The sequence below is a fragment of the Massilia rubra genome, assembly GCF_011682065.1.
Lineage (GTDB): Bacteria > Pseudomonadota > Gammaproteobacteria > Burkholderiales > Burkholderiaceae_D > Telluria_A > Telluria_A rubra.
In genome coordinates this window covers 1-20,575 of sequence record NZ_VUYU01000048.1, presented here as the reverse complement: position 1 = coordinate 20,575, position 20,575 = coordinate 1, and the positions used below count along the sequence as shown (strand labels likewise).

Below are 20,575 nucleotides of genomic sequence, written 5' to 3'. Positions count from 1 at the left end.
AAAGCTGTGGGCCGCGGGGGCGCGGGCGGGGGCGGGGGCGCCGGCGGGGGCGACCGGCGCGGCGCCCGCCAGCGCGGCGCGGTCCAGCGGCGCGGGCGTGCCAGCCAGCGATGCCGGCAGCGAAGCCGGCAGCGCGGCTGGCAGGACGATGCCGAGCGGCAGGTTCATGCCGAACAGCGAGCTCATCGTCATGGCCGGCGTGCTGTCGCTATCGAGCTCGGGCGCCGGCAGGGCGGGCGCGTCGGCCAGGGCCGGCAGCTCGGCCAGGCCGTCGACGGGGGCGTCTTCGCCGCTGGTTTCGCCGTCGGCATTGAACTGGCCGGCGGGAGCGTCGAACGCGAGCCAGCTGGCAAACAGGGGCGCGGCCGGGGCGGGCGCGGCTGCGGCGCCCGCTGCGACTGGCACGGCCACAGCCGGCGTGGTCGCTGGCGCTGGCGCGGCGGCGCCGCTGGCGGCCGGCGCGGCCGGGGAAGGGGTCAGGTTAGCGAGCATCATGGTTATGCCTGGTTACGTTCTGTGTCGGTTTCATTGTCGAGGGCGTAGGCGATAAACCCGGCTTTGTTCGTGTGCATGTGGTTCATCTGCGCTTCCAGCGCGTCCAGCTCGGCGGCGCACAGTTCGGCCGCCTTGTCGTGCTGCGCGCGCAGCGCTTCGAGCGCGCGCGTTTCAGGCGCGCTCCATGGGCCGCCGGCCGCCAGCACGCGCAACTCGGTGCCGAGGGCGCCGACGGCGCGGTCCAGCGCGACCCAGTCGCGCGCATCGCCGGCGGCGGCCAGGGCCGCCGTCAGGGCGTTCAGGGCGGCGCGCCTAGGCATTGCGCGCCTGCACGCCAAGCCAGCCCTGGCGGATGGTGCCGAGAATCTCGACCACTTCGTCCAGCATGGCCGGGTCCATCTTGATGCCGGCGCCATGCAGGCGCGCGGCGCAAAAGTCGTACAGTCGTGCCAGGTTTTCCACCACGTCGCCGCCTTGCTCGAAGTCCAGCGAGCTGGACAGTCCATTGATGATTTCGACACATTTGTCGATGCTGATCGCCTTTTGCTCGTAGCGCTTGCCGACGATGTGGCCGCGCGCGCGGGCCAGCTCGTCGAGCAAGCCATCGGTCAGCAGCAGTACCAGCTCGACCGGTGATGCACGCGCCGTCTGAGCATCAAGGTTAACCGAGTGGTAGTCGCTGTAAGCGTCGGAATAGGACATCTTTTCCTCTCTTGATTAGGATTTATCGCCGAACAGCGCTTCGAACATGGAAGTGTTGGACGCCATCCGGCTTTGCAGTGTTTGCAATTGTGTAAATTGCGTCAGATAGCGCTTGTAGGCGCTGTCGTACTGCTTGTCGAGCTGGTCCTGGCGCTTGGTCAGGCTGGTCTGCAATTTGGTGTTCTGTTCCAGGCGCTGCTTGAGCTGGCCGTCGGTGCTGCTGCTCCATTCCTTCAGGTAGCTGTCGAGATTGCCGGCGATGCCGCTGCTGCTGCCGTTGACGCTGCTGCCGATCAGGGTGTCGAGCCCTTTCGGCGAGACCGCCAACTGGCTGGTCAGGCGTGTCGCGTTCAGCGACAGGCTGCCGTCGCGGGTGGCCACGATGCCGTAGGCGGCCAGGCTGTCGGCGCCGTTCACGCCGCGCAGCATGCTCACCATGCGGGTTTGCAGCACGCGCACGCCGCCATCGTTGGCGAACACGCCGGGGTTGGCGCCCTTGGACGGGTCGCCCGGCGCCACCATGGCGTCGATCACGGTCTTGAGCTTGTTGTAATCGTCGACGAATTTCTGCACCTTGGCCACGGTGCCGGCGTTGTCGCTGGCCACCGTCAGGGTCACCGGCGTGTCGCCCGGGGCCTGGGCCTTGGTGAAGGTCATGGTCACGCCATCGACGTTGGTAAACACGTTCGAGGCCTGGGCGATCGGGGTGCCGGTGCCTTGCGCGCCGAGCCAGACCAGGGCGTCCTGGCCGGTGGTGACCTGGGTCGGCGGCGCGGACAGGGCCGCTTTCAGGCCGGCATTGACCACCGCCGCCGTGTTGAGCGAGATGTTGCCGGCCGCGCCCGTCGTTTTCGAGGTCAGCATCAGCTGGGTGACGCCGTTGACGGTGACGATCGAGGCCGACACGCGCCCGTTGTTGGTCGGCTCGGCATTGATGGCGGCCGCGATTTCGCGCGGGGTCAGGGTGGCGTTGCCATCGCTGTTGGCCGTGGCCAGGTTGATCGAAAAGCCGGGCGCGCCGCCGAATTCGATGCCGAGGTTGCCGCCGTTGGCGGGGCTGTCGGCCAGCCCGGCGTAGGACACCTGGTTGGCGGTGGCGAGCTGTTCGACGAAAAAGCTGTAGCTGCCGGCGGTCGCGTTCACGCCCGCGCTGGCGCTGCCGATCGCGGTGTTGCTGAAGGTGGCGGCCTGGGTCAGCATGGTCTTGCCGGAGGTCAGCGACAGCAGCGAGCTCTGGTAGCCCGAAATGGCCGAGCGCAGCGAGGTGAGGGCGGCGGCGGCGCTGCTGGCCTGCTTGGTCTGGGCCGTCAGGATACTCTGGCGCGCCGAGGTGTAGTTGGTCGCCAGGCCCGCTGCGGTGGTGGCCGGATCGTAGGTATTGCCAATGGTCGCCATCAGGTTTCTCCAGAGATTAGATTGAAATTACTTGCGGCCGGCCAGCCACGATTGCGTGGCCAGGTCGTCTTCGCGCTTGCGTTCGGTGCGGTTGCGGGCCAGCTCGGCCACGCCTTTTTTCTGTTCCAGTACCTGGCCCAGCAGTTCGCGCTCGCTCCAGGCGTCGTTCAGGGCGCGCTGCGAGACCGCCATGGTCGCTTCGTGCAGGGAGAGGTCGGTGCGATGGTTGTCGGCCAGCGCGATCACGGCCAGCTTGTACTGGCCGCAGTTCAGCGCCAGCGCCAGCGGCAGCGCGCCGCTGGCGCCGCTGCCGGCGGCCAGGCTGTCCAGGCGCGCCAGGTTGGCCTGGTAACGCGCCTTGGTCGCGTGCTGGGCGGCCATGTCGGCCTGCAGTTGTTCCACCTTGGTGCTGCGCAGGCGTACCAGGGTACCCAGGCTGTCGATCGTGTTCTTGGTGCTCATGACATCATCGCTTCAAGTTGGGAAATGCATTCAGGCAAAGGCGCCGCTTCACGCGTTCCCTGGCACAGGTAGGCGTCGATATGGGGCTCCAGGCGCACCGCGTGGTCGGTCACCGGATCGGCGCCCGGCACATAGGCGCCCAGGGGAATCAGGTCGCGCACCCTGGCGTGGCGGGCCAGCGCGGCTTTCAGCTTGCGCGCGGCCAGCGCGTGCGCGGCGGGCACCACCTGCGCCATGCAGCGGCTGATCGAGGCGGCCACGTCGATGGCCGGGTAGTGGCCGCGTTCGGCCAGTTCGCGCGTGAGCACGATGTGGCCGTCGAGAATCGCGCGGGCGGTGTCGACCACGGGATCCTGCTGGTCGTCGCCTTCGGCCAGCACGGTGTAGATGGCGCTCATGCTGCCGTGTTCATGCTCGCCGTTGCCGGCGCTTTCGACCAGTTGCGGCAGGGCTGAGAAGACCGACGGCGGATAGCCCTTGGTGGCCGGCGGCTCGCCCAGCGCCAGCGCCACTTCGCGCAGCGCCATGGCGTAGCGGGTGAGCGAGTCGACCAGCAGCAGCACGTTCAGGCCCTGGTCGCGGTAATGGGCGGCGATCGCGTGGCACAGTTCGGTCGCGCGGATGCGCATCAGCGGCGATTCGTCGGCCGGGGCGATCACCAGCACGGCTTTTTTCAAGCCCTCGGGGCCGAGCGACATGTCGACGAATTCGCGCACCTCGCGCGAGCGTTCGCCGATCAGGCCGACCACGACCACGTCGGCCACGGTCTGGCGCGTGATCAGGCCGAGCAGCACGGACTTGCCGACCCCGCTGCCGGCCATCAGGCCGACGCGCTGGCCCTTGCCGATGGTCAGCATGGAATTGATGGCGCGCACGCCGACGTCGAGCGGCTCGACCACCGGTTGTTTTTTCAGCGGATTGATCCTGGGCGGCGTCATTTCAAGGCGATGCTCGCCGCCCAGGCGCCCCAGGCCGTCGATCGGCTCGCCCAGGCCGTTGACCATGCGCCCCAGCCACGAGGGGCCGATCTGCAGGGTCGCGGCGGTCGGGCTCGGGAGTACGCGGGCGCCGGTGGTCAGGCCGATCGCTTGCTTGAACGGCATCAGGAACGACAGGCGTTCACGGAAACCGACCACCTGGGCGTCGAGCCACTCGCCGCCCACCGTTTCGATGCGGCAGCGCTGGCCCGTGTGCAGGCGGCAGCCGGCCGACTCCAGCAGCAAACCCGAGGCGCCGACCAGGCGTCCGGTCGGAATCGCGACCGGGACGTCGTCGAGCTCGACGGTGCGCAGGGAATCGGCCAGGTTACTCATGCTTCAACCTCGTCCAGGACTCTTTCGACGGCGGGCGTGAGTTGCGCGCTTACTTGCGCCATGCAGTTGGCCAGGCGGCCCTGGCAACCGGCGTCGACTTCATTGTCGCCGGCGCGCACGCGGCATTCGCCCGCTTCCAGCGCCGGGTCGGGCAGCAGGGTCCACTTGGCGGCGCGCACCGGATCGAGTTCGGTGATGCGCTTGAGTTCTTCCGGATTGAGGCACACTTCGATGCGGTCGCGCGTGGGCGGCATGGCGGCCAGCGCTTCGTCCACCAGCGCGAGCAACTGCACCGGCTGCAAGGCCAGTTCGGCGCGGATCACCTGGCGCGCCACCTTGCCGACCAGGTCGACGACTTCCTTGCGCTGGGCCGAGCGGAATTCTTCGACCATCTGCTTGAGCTGCTCGAACATGCCGTCGAGCGGTCCGGCCAGCTGCTCGAAGCGGTCCTGCACCTGGGCCATGGCTTGTTTGCGGCCGGCCGCCAAGCCTTCGGCCAGGCCTGCCGCGTAGCCTTCGGCGCTGCCGCGTTCCTGGCCGTTGTCGAAGCCCTCGCGCTGCCCCTGCTGGTAGCCTTCTTCGACCGCACTTTGCCACTCCCCGGCGGCCTCGGAGGAACGGGCGGCGCCGAGCGCGTCGAGCTGCGACAGCGGCGGGAAATGGTAGGGGCGGAATTGTTTCATTCTACGACTGCCTCGGCGAACAGTTGGACTTCGATCTCGCCGTTGTCGGCCAGTTGTTTGACGGTTGCCATGATGTCCTTGCGGGTCTGTTCGATGCGCGACATCGGCACCGGACCGGCGCGCCGCAGCAGGTCGTCGAAGTTCTGGGCCTGGCGGCGCGGCATGGTGGTCAGGATCGCATCGCGGATCGCCGGTTCGGCGCCCTTGAGCGCGATCGCCCATTGCTCGAGCGGCACGTCGTCGAGGATGCGGGTAATCGTGGCCTCGGTCTGGCGCGACAGGATCAGGAAGTCGTACATGCTCATTTCGATCTCGGTCACCACGTCCGGATCGTGGGCGCGCAGCAGTTCGACCATGCCGGCGCGGTTGCCCGGCAGGCGGTTGAGGATCTCGGCCACCTGGCGGATCCCTTCCACGCTGGCGCTCTGGGTGTCGAGCGCGCCCAGGCAGCGGGTCACCAGCTCTTCCAGCTCGGTCAAGAGGTCGCGGTCGATTTCGTCCAGGCGCGCCAGGTTCAGCAGGACCAGGTCGCGGCCCTCCATCGGCAGGGCGTCGAGGATCTGGCCGGCCAGCGCCGGCGGCACGAAGGCCAGGAACACCGCTTGCATCTGCACGTGCTCGTTGGCGATGTAGTCGGCCAGCCATTTCGGCGAAGCCCACTGCAGGCGCGCCATCATCGGGCGGATGGCGTCGCCGTAGATGTTGTTCAGGACGCTGTTGGCGATATCGCTGCCGAGCGCCAGGTCGAGCGAGCGCTTCAGGTAGCTGCGCGAGGCGCCATGCACGCCCGACTGCTGGCGGTAATCGTCGAAGAAGGTTTGCATCGCGATGCGCACCGAGTCGACCTTGATGCCGCTCATGCGCGACATGACTTGCGTTACTTCGAGCAATTCCTCGCGGTCGAGGCAGCGCAGCACGGCGGCGGCCGGCTCTTCGCCAATGCTGAGCAGGACGATGGCCGCCTGTTCGACAGGGGTCAGTCCAGGCGCCTCTTCGGCTTCCACGTTATTGTCCAGTTCGGCCATTTTTCTGCATCCATTGTTTGACGACTTCGGCGACCCGCTCCGGTTCCTTGGCAGCGAGAACTTTCAGGTGATCGACCATCACATCGACTGCCGATCCGGCAGGGGGAAGATCATAATTTTCCAGCAAAGGCACCATCTGCAGCGGGGCGCCCAGGGCCGGGACCGCGCCGGCGGCGTCGCCCAGGCGGGCGTCGCCCACGCGCATGGCGGGACCGACGACGGCGGTGGCCGGGCCGGCCGGGCCGCCCAGCAACTGGGCGTCGCCGGCCACGGCGGCCGCTGGCGCCAGGCGTACTGTCAAGAGGCGCAGCAGCGGACGGATGATCAGCAGGAAGCCGAGCAGGATGCCCACCGCCCACGCCGCCCAGCTGCTCATGTCGACTACGTTGTCGCGTTCCTGCCACCATGGCTGGGCGGCGGGCTGGACCGGGAAGGTCATGGCCGATACCGCCAGCACATCGCCGCGTTCGGCGTTGATGCCCAGGCCGCTGCTCAGGGTTTTTTCGATATTCGCCAGTTCGGCCGGGGTCCAGCCGGTTTTGGCGGCCGCCACCCGATTGTTGAGCACCACGGCCACGCTGAGCTTGCGCAAACGGCCGCGGCTGCGTTTGATCTGGGTGATGTTGCGGTCGTACGCAAACTGGCGCGTGCTGGCGTTCTTGCGCGCGCTGCCGTCGTCCGCGCCGGGCGCGGCGCCGGCGGTGCCGGGCTGGGCGTCGGGCAGGGCCGGCGGACGGTTCGACAGGGTGCCCGGCACGCCCATCGCCATGCGGTTCTTTTCCTGCTCTTCGCGGGTCGCTTCGCTGGTCACTTTCGGGGCGTCGCCGTATTTTTCGCTGGTTTCCTCGATCTTGTCGTTGTCGATGTCGGCGGTCACGCTGAGCTTGAAGTTGTCGGCGCCCAGTACCGGGCCGAGCAGTTCATTCACATTGCCGCGCACCTGGTCCTGGTATTTCTTGGCGTTGCCATCCATCCCCTGGGCGGCGCCGTCGAAGCCTTCCGACAGGTCGACCCGCGAGGAGAGGTAATTGCCGGCCTGGTCGACCAGGCTGACCCGCGCCGGGGCCAGGCTGGCCACGCTGCCGGAGACCATGTTGATGATCGCGGCGATCTGTTCCGGGGCCAGGGTGCGCCCCGGTTTCACGGCCACTACCACCGAAGCCGACGATTTTTCGCCGTCGTTGGCCACGAACGAGGTCGATCGGGCGATCGACAGGTGCACCCGGGCCGAGGCGATGGCGTCGAGCGAGAGGATGCTTTGCGCCAGTTCGCCTTCCAGGCCACGCCGGAAGCGCACGTCCTGCACGAACTGGGACACGCCCAGCGGATCGTTCTTGTCCATCAGTTCCAGGCCGGCCGGCAGCTGGGCGGTGACGCCCTTGGCGGCCAGCAGCATGCGCACCTTGCCCAGTTGCGAGGAAGGCACCAAGAGCTGGCCGGTGTCCGGATGCAGGCGGTACGGCACCTTGTCGGCGTCCAGCACGGCCATCATGTCGCCCGAGGCCACCCGTTCGTTGGCGCCGAAGACCGGCTTGTAACCGGCCTGGTCGTTCCACATGTACATCATTACCGCCGCCGTGATGGCGATCGCCAGCACCAGCATCGGGGTCAGGTTGTTGCGCAACGCTGGCGGCAGCGAAGGCATGGCGCCCATGCGCCCGGCGAAGGTGGATTTAAGAGAGGCAATCACGCTGGTGGGTTCCCGTGGTGAGGGTGGAGTCGCAAACGGCTGCTTAGACAGGGAGCTTGATCAGCTCGTCCATCGCGCCCATGACCTTGTTACGCACTTGCATGAGCATCGAAAAGGACAGGCTCGCTTCCTGGCTGGCCAGCATCGCGCCGACCAGGTCGTCGCTCTTGCCGCTGTCGACATCGTTCATTTTCTGGCCGGCCGCGGCGTCTTGCTGGTTCACGCTCTCGAGCGCATCTTTCATGCTCTGGGTGAAGGAAAACCCGGCCGGCAGCTGCTGGCCGCCGGCGTTGCCGATGTTGGCGTGCGCGCCCAGTTGGCCGGCGTCGTTGGCCAGTACCTTCATCTCCGACTGGAGCTGGGTAGCGAGCGTATTGAGTGTTGTATTTCCGACTTCCATGTTGTCATCCCTGCATAATTTTTTGTTCATAATCAAACAGTTACGACTGATTCTCTGTCGTGACCGGCCTGAACGGTGAAGCGCCCAGTGTGCGCGTTCCGTGCTGCGATTCCAAACGAAAACATGCTCGACGGCAAAATAACTTATTGCTGAGTCGGGTAAAACCAACAAATTTCCCTAAACCTCTTGGAGCAGAAGCAAAGGTGTCGAAATGTCTAACGATATCGCTTACTGTTGGTAACGGGTCGAACTGTGGGAACTTGAGCCGTTTTCCTGAATTAATTGCTTTTGAGAACCAAATAGCCACTTACCGCAAGGCAATTATAGTGCCACTCGGAAATTAAATCCATCAAATAAACATGCTCTGATATACTGTTTTCCTCAAACAAAACAAAGAGTTGCCCTCTTTGCCACGCACTTGCCGAGTTACTTATGACCATGATAAATAAGACAAACTTGCAGGCCTCATCGCAAGTGCTCGACCCCCGCCTGCTGGGCCGGCCGGTGCACCTGTTGCCCCAGTTTGCCGCCCAGATTGCCGAGGATGTGGCGGCCGCCTTGCGCCAGCCAGCCGTGCGGCGCTACTGGGACGGTTTCCAGCTCGAAGCGGCCGGCTTTGTCGGCGCCCCCGACAGCGCCCAGAGCGGGCGCTGGCTGGCCTTCGAAGGCAGCGCCGGCAGCGTCGCCTTCGCGCTCGAACGCTCGCTGCTGCTGGCGGTGCTCAACCAGCGCTACGGCCGCCGCGGCGCACTGCCGGGACCGGCCGTCGATCCGTCCACAGTACGCGTGACTGCCACGGAAGAACGCCTCGCAGTTGTGTTAGGTCAACAAATAGCGTCGGTGCTCGCAAGACGGGTGGATGCAAACCTTGCGCGGGCGCATAATGAAGCTGGAATGCCTTGCGGCGAGCTGGTGCCGGGCAACGTGCCGCCGCCGCCGCCCGCGCCCGGCGGCTGGACCCTGGGCATCACCTTGCGGCGCGGCCAGGGCGGCGAATGCGGGCAACTGTGGCTGGCGCTGGACCAGGAGCTGGTGGCGCGCGTGTTGCTGGGGCTGATGCCCGAGCGCGCGCGCGAGCGCACGCCGCACGCCAGCGTGGCGCTCGGCACGGCGCTGCAAGTGACCCTGGACGGGCGCCTGGTGAGCAAGGAAATCACGCTCGAAGCGCTGTTTGCCCTCAAGCTGGGCGACATCATCCCGGTGACGGTGGGCCGGGCCGATGTCTTGCTGGCCGAGTCGCGTTTGTTTACTGCCGCGGTGACCGAGCATAACGGTTCGCTCTGTTTAACCTCTTTTGAAGATAGCGACTAATGAAAATCAACGAGAACGAACTCCAGGCTCCGGATCTGGCTGCCGGAATCGACGAAGAATTGATCATCGACGAACCTGTCATGGGCGTGCCGTCCGGGGTGGACAGCGCGCGAGCGCTTGAAAAACGGCCCCAGCGCGACTTGCCGCAGATGATGCGCAAGATTCCGGTGACCCTGACCCTGGAAGTGGGCTCGGCCCGCATTTCGCTGCAAGAACTGATGGCGATCGGGCCGGCGAGCGTGATCGCGCTCGACGTGCTGGCGGGCGAGCCGCTCGTCATCAAGGTCAACGGCACCCCGATCGGGCGCGCCGAAGTGGTGGTGGCCGGCGAACAGTACGGCCTGAAGGTCATCGATCTCGATGGCCTCGACCTGGACCTGTTGACCGCATGAGAAGCGGTGCGCGCGGCCGGGCCGCGCCAGGCGGCACGCTGGCTGTGCTCGCTTGCGGCCTGCTGCTGCTGCTGCTGCTGCTGGCCGCGCCTGCGCCGGCATCGGCCCAGGACTTGCTGGCCGGGATCATTCCCGGCGCCAAGACCGACCTGACTGTCAAGTCGCAGGTGCTGGTCCTGATGACCCTGCTTGGGTTGCTGCCCATCATGGTCATGATGATGACCTGCTTCACCCGCTTCGTGATCGTGCTCTCGCTGCTGCGCCAGGCGCTCGGCCTGCAGCAGGGCTTGCCCAACCGGATCATCACCGGCGTGGCCCTGATCCTCACCCTGCTGGTGATGCGCCCGATCGGCGACCAGATCTGGCGCGAGGCCTTCGTGCCCTACGACCAGGACAAGATCGGCATGCAGGATGCGCTGAAGGTGGCCGAGGCGCCGCTGTCGCGCTTCATGCTGGCCCAGACCAGCAAGGCCGCGCTGGCCCAGGTGGCGCGGCTGGCGGGCGAACCGTCCGAGATGGCGCCGCAGCAACGCGCCTTCACGGTCAAGCTGGCCGCGTTCGTGCTGAGCGAACTGAAAACCGCGTTCCAGATCGGCGCCATGCTGTTCATTCCATTCTTGATCATCGACCTGGTGGTGTCCTCGGTGCTGATGGCCATGGGCATGATGATGCTTTCGCCGCTGGTCATCTCCTTGCCCTTCAAGCTGCTGCTGTTCGTGCTGGTCGATGGCTGGACCCTGACCGTCAACACCCTGGTCGGCAGCATACGACCGTTTTGACGATGGGAGAAGCTATGGGAGAGAGGCGATGACCCCCGACGTGGCAGTCGACCTGATGGTCGGCGCCTTGCAGATCGTCATGCTGATGGTGCTGGTGCTGGTGGTGCCGGGCCTGGTCATGGGCTTGCTGGTGGCGCTGGTGCAGGCCGCCACCCAGATCAACGAGCAAACCCTGAGCTTCTTGCCGCGCCTGCTGGTGACCCTGCTGGCGGTGATGATGGCCGGGCACTGGATGACCGCTTACCTGATGGATTACTGCGTCTCCGTGTTCCAGCGCGCCGCCGCCCTGGTCGGATAACACAGCATGGAGCTGGCCGGCTACCTGCTGCCGTTCCTGAACGCCCTGTGGTGGCCGTTCGTGCGCAACCTGGCGCTGCTCTCGGCCGCGCCGGTGGTGGGCGACATCCTGGTGCCGCTGCCGGTGCGCGTGCTGCTGGCGCTGGTGCTGGCCTTCATGATGCTGCCGTTTAGTCCCGGCAACGCGGCGGTCGACCCGTTTTCGGTGCTGGGCGTCGCCACCACCCTGGAACAGGCCGTGATCGGCGGCGTGCTGGGGCTGGCCATGCACTTTTCGATGTCGGTGATCAATGTGCTGGGCTACCTGGTGTCGAGCCAGATCGGTTTTTCGATGGCGCAGATGAACGATCCGGTCAACGGCACCGCCTCGGACGTGGTCTCGGGCATGCTCTCGCTGCTGGCCATCATCGTGTTTTTCGCCATCGACGGGCACCTCGTGCTGACCGGGGTGCTGGCCACCAGTTTCAAGGCCTGGCCGGTGGGCGCGGGCTATGCCCCGATGCTGCTGGGAACGGTGGCGCTGAAGGCGGCCTGGATCTTCGCCGCCGCCATGCTGCTGGCGCTGCCGATCGTGTTTTCGACCCTGGTGGTGCAGCTCGGCTTCGGCCTGTTGAACCGGGTGGCGCCGTCGCTCAATCTGTTTTCGCTGGGTTTTTCGCTGACCACCTTGTTCGGCCTGATGATGTTGATCCAGATCGTGCGCTTCATTCCCGAACACTATATTGCGATGAGCAACCAGATCCTTGAACTGATCGACCAACAGATGAAGGCGGCCCATGGCTGACGACGCGAGCGGTGGCGACAAGACCGAAAAGGCTTCGCAGCAAAAGCTGCGCAAGGCCCGCGAGGAAGGGCAGGTGGTGCGTTCGCGCGACCTGGCCACCGCGATCGGCATCCTGGTCAGCCTGAAAGTGTTTTCCATGATGCTGCCGAGCTACCTGGAGTCCTTCCGCGGCCTGTTCGCGCAGGTCTTCATCCCGCTCGGCGCGGACGGCGCCATGGAAAACCTGAGTTCGACCATCTTCACCAGTTCCATGTGGCTGTTGCTCACGATGGTGCTGCCGCTGCTGGGGGTGCCGTTCGCGGTGGTGCTGTCGTCCCTCATTCCGGGCGGCTGGGTGGTCAGCACCAAGAACATGGAGCCGAAAATGGAGCGCCTCTCGCCCATGAAAAACCTGGGCAACCTGTTTACCGCCAAGCACGGCATCGGCGTGGCCACCTCGGTCGGCAAGGCCGCCGTGCTCGGGACGGTGCTGGTGCATGTGAGCCGCTCGAGCATGAACGCCTTTGTCGAATTGCAAAAGATGCCGCTGTCGGCGGCGCTGCCGGCCGGCGCCGCGCTGATGCTCGACGCCCTGATGGCGATGTGCATGGTGTTCGTCATGTTCGCCGTGCTCGACGTGCCGGTGCAGGCCTTCCTGTTCGCGCGCAACCAGCGCATGAGCAAGCATGACCAGAAAGAAGAACACAAGAGCAGCGAAGGCAAGCCCGAAGTGCGCCAGCGCATCCGCCAGTTGCAGCAGCAGATGGCGCGCCGCAGCGTGAGCAAGACCGTGCCCACGGCCGATGTCGTGATCGTCAATCCGGAACACTACGCGGTGGCGCTCAAGTACGAGGCCAGCCGCGCCGAAGCGCCCTTCGTGGTGGCCAAGGGGGTCGACGAGATGGCCCTGTTCATCCGCCAGATCGCAAAACAGCACAATATCGAGACCCTGGAGCTGCCGCCGCTGGCGCGGGCAATCTACAATACCAGCCAGGTCCAGCAGCAAATTCCGGCCCAGTTGTACCAGGCCGTGTCGCAGGTGCTCAACTATGTGCTGCAACTGAACGCTTTTCGTGCCGGCCGGCGCACTGCGCCGCCACGTTTCCCCAACGAGGTGGTCGTGCCATCTCACCTGAGTGAGGTTCCCGCCACATGAGTTTTTTGAACAGCCTGCTGACCGAGTTGAAGCGGCATAAATTCGCCACCCCGGTGTTCTTGCTGGTCATCTTGTCGATGATCATCCTGCCGCTGCCGCCGGTGCTGCTCGACGTGCTGTTTACCTTCAACATCGTGCTGGCCATGATCGTCATCCTGGTGTCGGTCTCGGCCAAGCGGCCGCTCGACTTCTCGGTCTTCCCGAGCGTCATTCTCGGCACCACCATGCTCAGGCTGACCCTGAACGTGGCCTCGACCCGGGTGGTGCTGCTGCACGGCCACACGGGCAGCGACGCGGCCGGTAAAGTGATCGAAGCCTTCGCCAACGTGGTTATCGGCGGCAATTTCGTGGTCGGCTTCGTGGTCTTCATCATTTTGATGATCATTAACTTCGCGGTGGTGACCAAGGGCGCGGAACGCATTTCCGAAGTGTCGGCGCGGTTTACGCTGGACGCCTTGCCCGGCAAGCAGATGGCGATCGACGCCGACCTCAACGCCGGCCTGATCAACCAGGAAAAAGCCCAGGTGCGGCGGCGCGACGTGGCCGCCGAAGCCGACTTCTACGGCGCCATGGACGGCGCCTCGAAGTTCGTGCGCGGCGACGCGGTCGCCAGTATCTTGATTTTGATCATCAACATGGTGGGCGGCGTGGCGATCGGCGCGCTGATGCACGACCTGTCCTTCGGCGACGCCTTCCGCCTGTACGCGCTGTTGACCATCGGTGACGGCCTGGTGGCGCAGATCCCGGCGCTGCTGCTGTCGGCCGCCGCCGCCATCCTGGTGACCCGGATCAGCGATGCGGGCGACTTCGAACAGCAGGTCGGCGGGCAGCTGCTGGCCTCGCCGGCGGTGCTCTACAGCGCCTCCGGCATGATGCTGGTGCTGGCCATGGTGCCGGGCATGCCATGGCTGATGTTCGGCATCTTCGCGGTGGTGCTCGGCTACGTCGGCTGGCGCCTGGCGCGCATGGTCAAGGCGCCCGACCAGGCCGGGGTGGCGGCGATCGAAGCGGCCCTGCGCGACGAGCGCGCCCCCGACCTCGAGTGGCAGCACCTGCCGGCGGTGCAAGCCTTGACGGTGGCGGTCGGCTACAAGCTGGTTGGCCTGGTCGACGCCGCCCAGGGCGAGCCGCTGACCAAGCGCATCAAGGGCGTGCGCCAGAGCTTGTCGGAAGCGATGGGCTTGCTGCTGCCGCCGATCACGGTGCGCGACGACTTGTCGCTGCGCCCGACCCAGTATTCGATCATGCTCAGCGGCACCGTGGTGGCCGAGGCCGAAGTGGTGCCGGAATGCCTGATGGCGATTGCCTCGCCCTCGGTGTACGGCCAGCTCGACGGGATTCCCGGGATCGAACCGGCCTACGGCATGGCCATTACCTGGATCGCGCCAGCCGACAAGGCCCATGCGCTCGGGCTCGGTTACCAGGTGGTCGAGGTGCCGAGCGCGATCGCCACCCATTGTTCCAAGGTGGTGCGCGATTACCTGCCGGACCTGTTCCGCCATGAAGACGTGGCGGCCATCCTGGAACGGATGACGGCGCTCTCGCCCAAGCTGGCCTCGGCGCTGGACAAGGCGATGACGCACACCCAGTTGCTGCGCGTATTCCGCGTGCTGCTGGCGGAAAATGTCTCGCTCAAGGATATCGTGGTGATCGGCACCACCTTGCTCGACAGTTCGGAAACCACCAAGGATCCGATCTTGCTGGCGGCCGAAGTGCGCTGCGCGCTGCGCCGGCAGATTGTGACGGCCTTGTTCGGCAAGAAGAAGGAGATGCCGGCGTTCAATTTGTCGGCCGAGCTCGAGAATATGTTGCTGGGGTCCTTGAACCAGGCGCGCCAGGGCGGCAAGGTGGCGCTGGACAACTTCCCGATCGATCCGCAGTTGCTCTCGCAACTACAACTGAACATGCCGGTGGCGCGCGAGCAGATGAAGCAACAGCAGAGCGCGCCGCTGCTGCTGGTGCTGCCGCAAATCAGGCCGCTGCTGGCGCGCTATGCGCGCTTGTTCGCACCGGGCCTGCATGTGCTGTCGTACAACGAGATTCCCGAAAACCGCGACGTGAGCATCGTCGGCACCGTGGGATAAGGCGCGCTAGTCGTCGTCCCCGCGCAGGCGGGGACCCAAGTTTTCCGCTTGCTCGATAGCCACGGCGAACTTGGATCCCCGCCAGCGCGGGGATGACGCGCTAGGGCTCTCCATACGGCATCATCCCCGGCAACGGCCTCTCGGTAAACCGCACCGTGGTGGCCGCCTCGGTCCTGGTGGTGCGCGCCAGCAGCAGCGCCACTTCGGCCATGGCCCGGAACAGGGACGGCGGCAGGGCGGCGCTGACCTGCGGCGAATACTGCTGCAAGGGCTTACCGGGCCAGATACCCTGCCTGACGCTGGCGCGCGCCAGGCGCAAACCGGCCGTTTCGATGGCTTCCTTGAGCGCCGGCAGCGAATGGCGCAACAACGCCACCGCGCGCGGATGCTCGGCCGCCAGTTCCATCATCACCCCATCGAGCAGTTCCAGTTGCACCGTGGCGTGGCTGCCGTCGGACAGCACCACGTCCAGCCGCAGCGCCGCCTTGGCGCGCTGGCGCCGGCTGGGCGGCGGGTCGGGCAGCCCGGTCAGCAGGCGCAGCGCCAGTTGCTGCCCGCCCGCGCCCGGCAGCACGAAACGCCACGCTTCCGGATGCCACAGCAAGGTGGCCTGCTGCTGCACGCTACTGGCCTGCATGGCTTGCTGCACGCCCGACATCAACAGGTTACCCGGCATAAACTGGGCGCGTCCCTGCTGCTGCAAGGTGGCCAGCTGGGCCGCGTAGGTGCGCACCATGGTGCGCCAGGCGCTGGCCAGGGCGGCGCCGTCGAGCACCGGCCAGGCCATCTGGCGCGCCATGAACACCTGGTCGGCCCGCATCGAAGCGCTCTCGTTCAGGTTGGCCGGCAGGCCGGCGGCGGGCGCTGGCGCGGCCACCGTTTCCGCAGCCGGCAGCGGCAGGCCGGGGGCGGCGCCGCCCGCCAGCGGCGCCGGCAACAGCGCCAGCGGCGCCAGCGGGCCAATCGTCGATGCACCGAGCTGCTGCGAAGGGATAGTAGACATGGCGTTCACGCAAGGTCAGGATAAAAAAAGCCAGCCGGGGGCCGGCTGGCTCGGTCAATGCCCGGCGCCAGCGCCGGCGGCCCAGCCGTTGATTATTGCAGCAGCGACATGACCATCGAGGACATGCTGTTGCTCTGCTTGAGCATGGCGGTGCCGGCTTGCAGCAGCATCTGGCTGGTGGTCATTTTCGAGCTTTCGCTGGCGAAGTCGACATCCATGATGCGCCCGGTGGCGGCCTTGCTGTTGGTGCTGATGTTCGACAGGTTGTTGTACACGTGTTCCAGGCGGTTGGCCGAGGCGCCCAGGGCCGAGCGCACGGTGCCGATCGAGGACAGCGCGGTCGAGAGCAGGTCGATGGTGGCGTTGGCGCTGGCGGTCAGTTCGGTGCCAGGGGTGCCCGGCACGGTGTAGGTGCCGCTGGTGGCGCCGATGGCGGTGTTCAGGGCGGTCACGTCGGTGGCCAGGTTGACCGTCATCTTCTCGCTGGTGCTCGAACCGATCTGGAAGGTCATCGACGAGGCGATGGTGCCGCCGATGAGCAGCTTGGCGCCGCCGAAGGTGGTGTTGGTCATCACGTTGCTCAGTTCCTTGCCGAGCGCGTCGTACTCGGACTGCATGGCGGTCTTGTCGGCGGCGGTCGAGGAGGCATCGGCCGCTTGGGTGGCCAGGTCTTTCATGCGCACCACCATGTTGCTCACTTCGTCGAGCGCGCCTTCGGCCGTTTGCAGCATCGAGGTCGAGTTCTGGGTGTTGCGCATGGCCACGGCCATGCCGCTGGTCTGGGCTTTCAGGCGGGTGGCGATCTGCAGGCCGGCGGCGTCGTCCATCGACGAATTGATGCGGTAGCCGGTCGACAGGCGGGTCATCGAGGTCGACAGCGAACCCTGGGTGCGGTTGATCGAATTTTGTGCGGACAGGGCGGCGTTGTTGGTGTGAAGGCTCAGCATGATCAAACTCCGGGGGTAGGGGTGGGGGCTGTCGGAGCCGCAGTCTGTCGCGCTCTTACCAATACAAGACGACCGTTTCGCCGGCCGCGTTAAGTGCCACATGGAAATTAGTCGAACTATTTTCCGGGCATAAAAAAAGCCAGCCGATGAGGGCTGGCTGGAACGGCGCCCGGCTGCGCGAGCCGGGCCTCCTTGCTGACGCGGGAATTATTGCAGCAGCGACATGACCATCGAGGACATGCTGTTGCTCTGTTTCAGCATGGCGGTGCCGGCTTGCAGCAGCATCTGGCTGGTGGTCATTTTCGAGCTTTCGCTGGCGAAGTCGACGTCCATGATGCGGCCGGTGGCGGCCTTGCTGTTGGTGCTGATGTTCGACAGGTTGTTGTACACGTGTTCGAGGCGGTTGGCCGAGGCGCCCAGGGACGAGCGCACGGTGCCGATCGAGGCCAGCGCGGTCGAGAGCAGGTCGATGGTGGCGTTGGCGCTGGCGGTCAGCTCGGTGCCAGGGGTGCCCGGCACGGTGTAGGTGCCGCTGGTGGCGCCGATGGCGGTGTTCATGGCGGTCACGTCGGTGGCTAGGTTGACCGTCATCTTCTCGCTGGTGCTCGAACCGATCTGGAAGGTCATCGACGCGGCGATGGTGCCGCCGATGAGCAGCTTGGCGCCGCCGAAGGTGGTGTTGGTCATCACGTTGCTCAGTTCCTTGCCGAGCGCGTCGTACTCGGACTGCATGGCGGTCTTGTCGGCCGTGGTCGAGGAGGCATCGGCCGCTTGGGTGGCCAGGTCTTTCATGCGCACCACCATGTTGCTCACTTCGTCGAGCGCGCCTTCGGCCGTTTGCAGCATCGAGGTCGAATTCTGGGTGTTGCGCATGGCAACGGCCATGCCGCTGGTCTGGGCTTTCAGGCGGGTGGCGATCTGCAGGCCGGCGGCGTCGTCCATCGACGAATTGATGCGGTAGCCGGTCGACAGGCGGGTCATCGAGGTCGACAACGAGCCCTGGGTGCGGTTGATCGAGTTTTGCGCGGACAGGGCGGCGTTGTTGGTGTGAAGGCTCAGCATGGTCAAACTCCTGGATGTTGGGGGTGGAAACTGTTCGGAGCCGCGCTGGTGTCGCGCTCTCATCAATACAAGGCGACACTTTGATCTGGATCATTAAGTGCCACATGGAAATATATTTTCCCCTTGTCAATCCGATCACCTTGCGGCGCGCATGGACGTCAAAAAGCCAGCCGGGTGAGCGGCTGGCGTGTCGGGGGACCCGGCTTGCGGCCGGGCAGGCTGATGATTATTGCAGCAGCGACATGACCATCGAGGACATGCTGTTGCTCTGCTTGAGCATGGCGGTGCCGGCTTGCAGCAGCATCTGGCTGGTGGTCATTTTCGAGCTTTCGCTGGCGAAGTCGACGTCCATGATGCGGCCGGTGGCGGCCTTGCTGTTGGTGCTGATGTTCGACAGGTTGTTGTACACGTGTTCGAGGCGGTTGGCCGAGGCGCCCAGGGCCGAGCGCACGGTGCCGATCGAGGCGATCGCGGTCGAGAGCTTGTCGATCGAGGTCGAGGCGGTGCCGGCGCCGGTCAGTTCGGTGCCGATCACGGCCACGGCGGCGTAGTTGGCGGTGGTGGCGAGAACGTCGGTGTCCAGGGTGGTCATGCTGCCCGACATGTCGACGGTCATTTTTTCGCTGGTGCTCGAACCGATCTGGAACGTCATGGCCGAGGCGATGGTGCCGCCGGCGAGCAGCTTGGCGCCGCCGAAGGTGGTGTTGCTCATCACGTTGTACAGTTCGGTGCCGAGGGCGTCGTATTCCGACTGCATCGCGGTCTTGTCTGCGGCGGTCGAGGAGGCGTCGGCCGCTTGCGTGGCCAGGTCTTTCATGCGCACCAGCATGTTGCTCACTTCGTCGAGCGCGCCTTCGGCCGTTTGCAGCATCGAGGTCGAATTCTGGGTGTTGCGCATGGCCACGGCCATGCCGCTGGTCTGGGCTTTCAGGCGGGTGGCGATCTGCAGGCCGGCGGCGTCGTCCATCGACGAATTGATGCGGTAGCCGGTCGACAGGCGGGTCATCGAGGTCGACAGCGAACCCTGGGTGCGGTTGATCGAATTTTGTGCGGACAGGGCGGCGTTGTTGGTGTGAAGGCTCAGCATGGTCAAACTCCTGATGGTTGGGGTGGGTGGTGTGTCGGAGTCGCGCTTGGTGCCGCGCTCTTATCACTCCAAGGCGACACCGCGCTCCGGCCCGTTAAGTGCCATACGGCAAACCTTTGATCATTGTCAAGCCCGTCGCGCGACCGCGCACACGGACGAAAAAAAACCAGCCGGGTGAGCGGCTGGCTTGTCGGGGACCCGGCTTGCGGCCGGGCATGCCGTTGATTACTGCAGCAGCGACATGACCATCGAAGACATGCTGTTGCTCTGTTTTAGCATGGCGGTGCCGGCTTGCAGCAGCATCTGGCTGGTGGTCATTTTCGAGCTCTCGCTGGCGAAGTCGACGTCCATGATGCGGCCGGTGGCGGCCTTGCTGTTGGTGCTGATGTTCGACAGGTTGTTGTACACGTGTTCCAGGCGGTTGGCCGAGGCGCCCAGGGACGAACGCACGGTGCCGATCGAGGCGATCGCGGTCGAGAGCTTGTCGATCGTGGTCGAGGCGGTGCCGACGGCGGTCAGCTCGGTGCCGACCGTGTTCGGCGCGACGTAGTTGGCGGTGGTGGCGGTCACGTCGGCCACCAGGGTGGTCATGCTGGCCGACATGTCGACGGTCATTTTTTCGCTGGTGCTCGAACCGATCTGGAACGTCATGGCCGAGGCGATGGTGCCGCCGACGAGCAGCTTGGCGCCGCCGAAGGAGGTGTTTTTCAATACGTTGTTCAGTTCGGTGCCGAGGGCGTCGTATTCCGACTGCATGGCGGTCTTGTCGGCGCCGGTCGAGGAAGCGTCGGCCGCTTGGGTGGCCAGGTCTTTCATGCGCACCAGCATGTTGCTCACTTCGTCGAGCGCGCCCTCAGCTGTTTGCAGCATCGAGGTCGAATTCTGGGTGTTGCGCATGGCCACGGCCATGCCGCTGGTCTGGGCTTTCAGGCGGGTGGCGATCTGCAGGCCGGCGGCGTCATCCATCGACGAATTGATGCGGTAGCCGGTCGACAGGCGGGTCATCGAGGTCGACAACGAACCCTGGGTGCGGTTGATCGAATTTTGCGCGGACAGGGCGGCGTTGTTGGTGTGAAGGCTCAGCATGATCAAACTCCTGGGTGTTGGGGTGGGAACGGGTCGGAGCCGCGCTGGTGCCGCTCTTATCACTACAAGGCGACACTTTGATCCAGATCATTAAGTGCCACATGGAAATATATTCAGGCCTTGCCAATCCGATCACCTTATGGCGCGCGCGGACGTAAAAAAAGCCAGCCGGGTGGACGGCTGGCCTTGGGGGACCCGGCTTGCGGCCGGGCGTGCTGATGATTACTGCAGCAGCGACATGACCATCGAGGACATGCTGTTGCTCTGTTTCAGCATGGCGGTGCCGGCTTGCAGCAGCATCTGGCTGGTGGTCATTTTCGAGCTTTCGCTGGCGAAGTCGACGTCCATGATGCGGCCGGTGGCGGCCTTGCTGTTGGTGCTGATGTTCGACAGGTTGTTGTACACGTGTTCGAGGCGGTTGGCCGAGGCGCCCAGGGACGAAC

The 20,575-nt window shown here is 65.4% G+C and carries 22 protein-coding genes and 1 pseudogene; 7 read left to right on the top strand and 16 right to left on the bottom strand.

Translation table 11 applies throughout. From position 1 onward, the window contains the following. From F0185_RS33335 to fliE, 10 genes and pseudogenes are all read right to left on the bottom strand, one after another. Positions 1-495 (bottom strand): annotated as a pseudogene (locus F0185_RS33335) (hypothetical protein); the annotation flags it as partial. 2 nt (positions 496-497) lie between these two features. Beyond that, positions 498-815: a hypothetical protein gene (locus F0185_RS33330; RefSeq protein WP_167232877.1), complete on the bottom strand. Its 318-nt coding sequence runs from the start codon at positions 813-815 to the stop codon at positions 498-500. Beyond that, positions 808-1,197 carry a flagellar export chaperone FliS gene (gene fliS, locus F0185_RS33325; RefSeq protein ID WP_166877203.1) on the bottom strand — a complete coding sequence of 130 codons (390 nt, stop codon included), beginning with the start codon at positions 1,195-1,197 and terminating at the stop codon, positions 808-810. Before fliS ends, F0185_RS33330 begins: the two co-directional genes overlap by 8 nt. Before the next feature lie 15 nt (positions 1,198-1,212). Then, positions 1,213-2,592, bottom strand: a complete 1,380-nt coding sequence (gene fliD, locus F0185_RS33320) for a flagellar filament capping protein FliD (protein ID WP_167232875.1) — start codon at positions 2,590-2,592, stop codon at positions 1,213-1,215. Between the two features lie 27 nt (positions 2,593-2,619). Beyond that, the gene (locus tag F0185_RS33315) at positions 2,620-3,054 is read right to left on the bottom strand and encodes a flagellar FliJ family protein (RefSeq protein ID WP_166894990.1); all 435 of its coding nucleotides are present in this window, start codon (positions 3,052-3,054) and stop codon (positions 2,620-2,622) included. Continuing rightward, the gene (gene fliI / locus F0185_RS33310; RefSeq protein WP_167232873.1) at positions 3,051-4,367 is read right to left on the bottom strand and encodes a flagellar protein export ATPase FliI; all 1,317 of its coding nucleotides are present in this window, start codon (positions 4,365-4,367) and stop codon (positions 3,051-3,053) included. Before fliI ends, F0185_RS33315 begins: the two co-directional genes overlap by 4 nt. After that, positions 4,364-5,050, bottom strand: coding sequence for a flagellar assembly protein FliH (fliH, locus tag F0185_RS33305; protein ID WP_167232871.1), 687 nt, complete (start codon positions 5,048-5,050; stop codon positions 4,364-4,366). The genes fliI and fliH overlap by 4 nt, the downstream gene beginning before the upstream one ends. Then, complete coding sequence (locus F0185_RS33300) at positions 5,047-6,075, bottom strand: flagellar motor switch protein FliG (protein ID WP_167232869.1); 1,029 nt, start codon at positions 6,073-6,075, stop codon at positions 5,047-5,049. Before F0185_RS33300 ends, fliH begins: the two co-directional genes overlap by 4 nt. Then, positions 6,056-7,765, bottom strand: coding sequence for a flagellar basal-body MS-ring/collar protein FliF (gene fliF / locus F0185_RS33295; RefSeq protein WP_370664104.1), 1,710 nt, complete (start codon positions 7,763-7,765; stop codon positions 6,056-6,058). The genes F0185_RS33300 and fliF overlap by 20 nt, the downstream gene beginning before the upstream one ends. Positions 7,766-7,808: 43 nt before the next feature. After that, a complete protein-coding gene (gene fliE, locus F0185_RS33290; protein ID WP_229477307.1) occupies positions 7,809-8,165 on the bottom strand; it encodes a flagellar hook-basal body complex protein FliE in 357 nt (118 codons plus the stop codon). Between the two features lie 432 nt (positions 8,166-8,597). Between fliE and F0185_RS33285 the strand changes: the two genes are divergently transcribed. The 7 genes from F0185_RS33285 to F0185_RS33255 all read left to right on the top strand — a co-directional run bounded on the left by F0185_RS33285 (position 8,598) and on the right by F0185_RS33255 (position 14,947). Continuing rightward, positions 8,598-9,476, top strand: coding sequence for a hypothetical protein (locus tag F0185_RS33285; protein WP_167232867.1), 879 nt, complete (start codon positions 8,598-8,600; stop codon positions 9,474-9,476). A gap of 80 nt (positions 9,477-9,556) precedes the next feature. Then, positions 9,557-9,868 carry a FliM/FliN family flagellar motor switch protein gene (locus tag F0185_RS33280; RefSeq protein WP_166895022.1) on the top strand — a complete coding sequence of 104 codons (312 nt, stop codon included), beginning with the start codon at positions 9,557-9,559 and terminating at the stop codon, positions 9,866-9,868. Beyond that, positions 9,865-10,647, top strand: coding sequence for a flagellar type III secretion system pore protein FliP (gene fliP, locus F0185_RS33275; protein ID WP_167232865.1), 783 nt, complete (start codon positions 9,865-9,867; stop codon positions 10,645-10,647). Before F0185_RS33280 ends, fliP begins: the two co-directional genes overlap by 4 nt. Positions 10,648-10,675: 28 nt before the next feature. Next, on the top strand, positions 10,676-10,945 hold the full coding sequence (locus F0185_RS33270; protein WP_167232863.1) for a flagellar biosynthetic protein FliQ: 270 nt from the start codon (positions 10,676-10,678) through the stop codon (positions 10,943-10,945). A 6-nt stretch (positions 10,946-10,951) separates the two neighbouring features. Continuing rightward, the gene (gene fliR, locus F0185_RS33265) at positions 10,952-11,728 is read left to right on the top strand and encodes a flagellar biosynthetic protein FliR (RefSeq protein WP_167232862.1); all 777 of its coding nucleotides are present in this window, start codon (positions 10,952-10,954) and stop codon (positions 11,726-11,728) included. Then, complete coding sequence (flhB, locus tag F0185_RS33260; RefSeq protein ID WP_167232860.1) at positions 11,721-12,863, top strand: flagellar type III secretion system protein FlhB; 1,143 nt, start codon at positions 11,721-11,723, stop codon at positions 12,861-12,863. The genes fliR and flhB overlap by 8 nt, the downstream gene beginning before the upstream one ends. After that, positions 12,860-14,947, top strand: a complete 2,088-nt coding sequence (locus F0185_RS33255) for a flagellar biosynthesis protein FlhA (RefSeq protein WP_167232858.1) — start codon at positions 12,860-12,862, stop codon at positions 14,945-14,947. Before flhB ends, F0185_RS33255 begins: the two co-directional genes overlap by 4 nt. A gap of 100 nt (positions 14,948-15,047) precedes the next feature. On the opposite strand, the gene F0185_RS33250 is transcribed toward F0185_RS33255, so the two are convergent. The 6 genes from F0185_RS33250 to F0185_RS33225 all read right to left on the bottom strand — a co-directional run. Further along, the gene (locus tag F0185_RS33250; protein ID WP_167232856.1) at positions 15,048-15,950 is read right to left on the bottom strand and encodes a flagellar hook-length control protein FliK; all 903 of its coding nucleotides are present in this window, start codon (positions 15,948-15,950) and stop codon (positions 15,048-15,050) included. A 92-nt stretch (positions 15,951-16,042) separates the two neighbouring features. Then, positions 16,043-16,897 (bottom strand): flagellin N-terminal helical domain-containing protein, encoded by an 855-nt coding sequence (locus tag F0185_RS33245; RefSeq protein ID WP_167232854.1) that lies wholly within the window; start codon positions 16,895-16,897, stop codon positions 16,043-16,045. A 207-nt stretch (positions 16,898-17,104) separates the two neighbouring features. Then, positions 17,105-17,959, bottom strand: coding sequence for a flagellin N-terminal helical domain-containing protein (locus F0185_RS33240; protein WP_167232852.1), 855 nt, complete (start codon positions 17,957-17,959; stop codon positions 17,105-17,107). 226 nt (positions 17,960-18,185) lie between these two features. Next, entirely contained in the window at positions 18,186-19,046 is an 861-nt protein-coding gene (locus F0185_RS33235) for a flagellin N-terminal helical domain-containing protein (protein WP_167232850.1), read from the bottom strand. Between the two features lie 225 nt (positions 19,047-19,271). Next, on the bottom strand, positions 19,272-20,132 hold the full coding sequence (locus F0185_RS33230) for a flagellin N-terminal helical domain-containing protein (protein WP_167232848.1): 861 nt from the start codon (positions 20,130-20,132) through the stop codon (positions 19,272-19,274). Between the two features lie 222 nt (positions 20,133-20,354). After that, positions 20,355-20,575: flagellin (locus tag F0185_RS33225; protein ID WP_267876038.1), on the bottom strand; the 221-nt coding region annotated here is incomplete at its 5' end.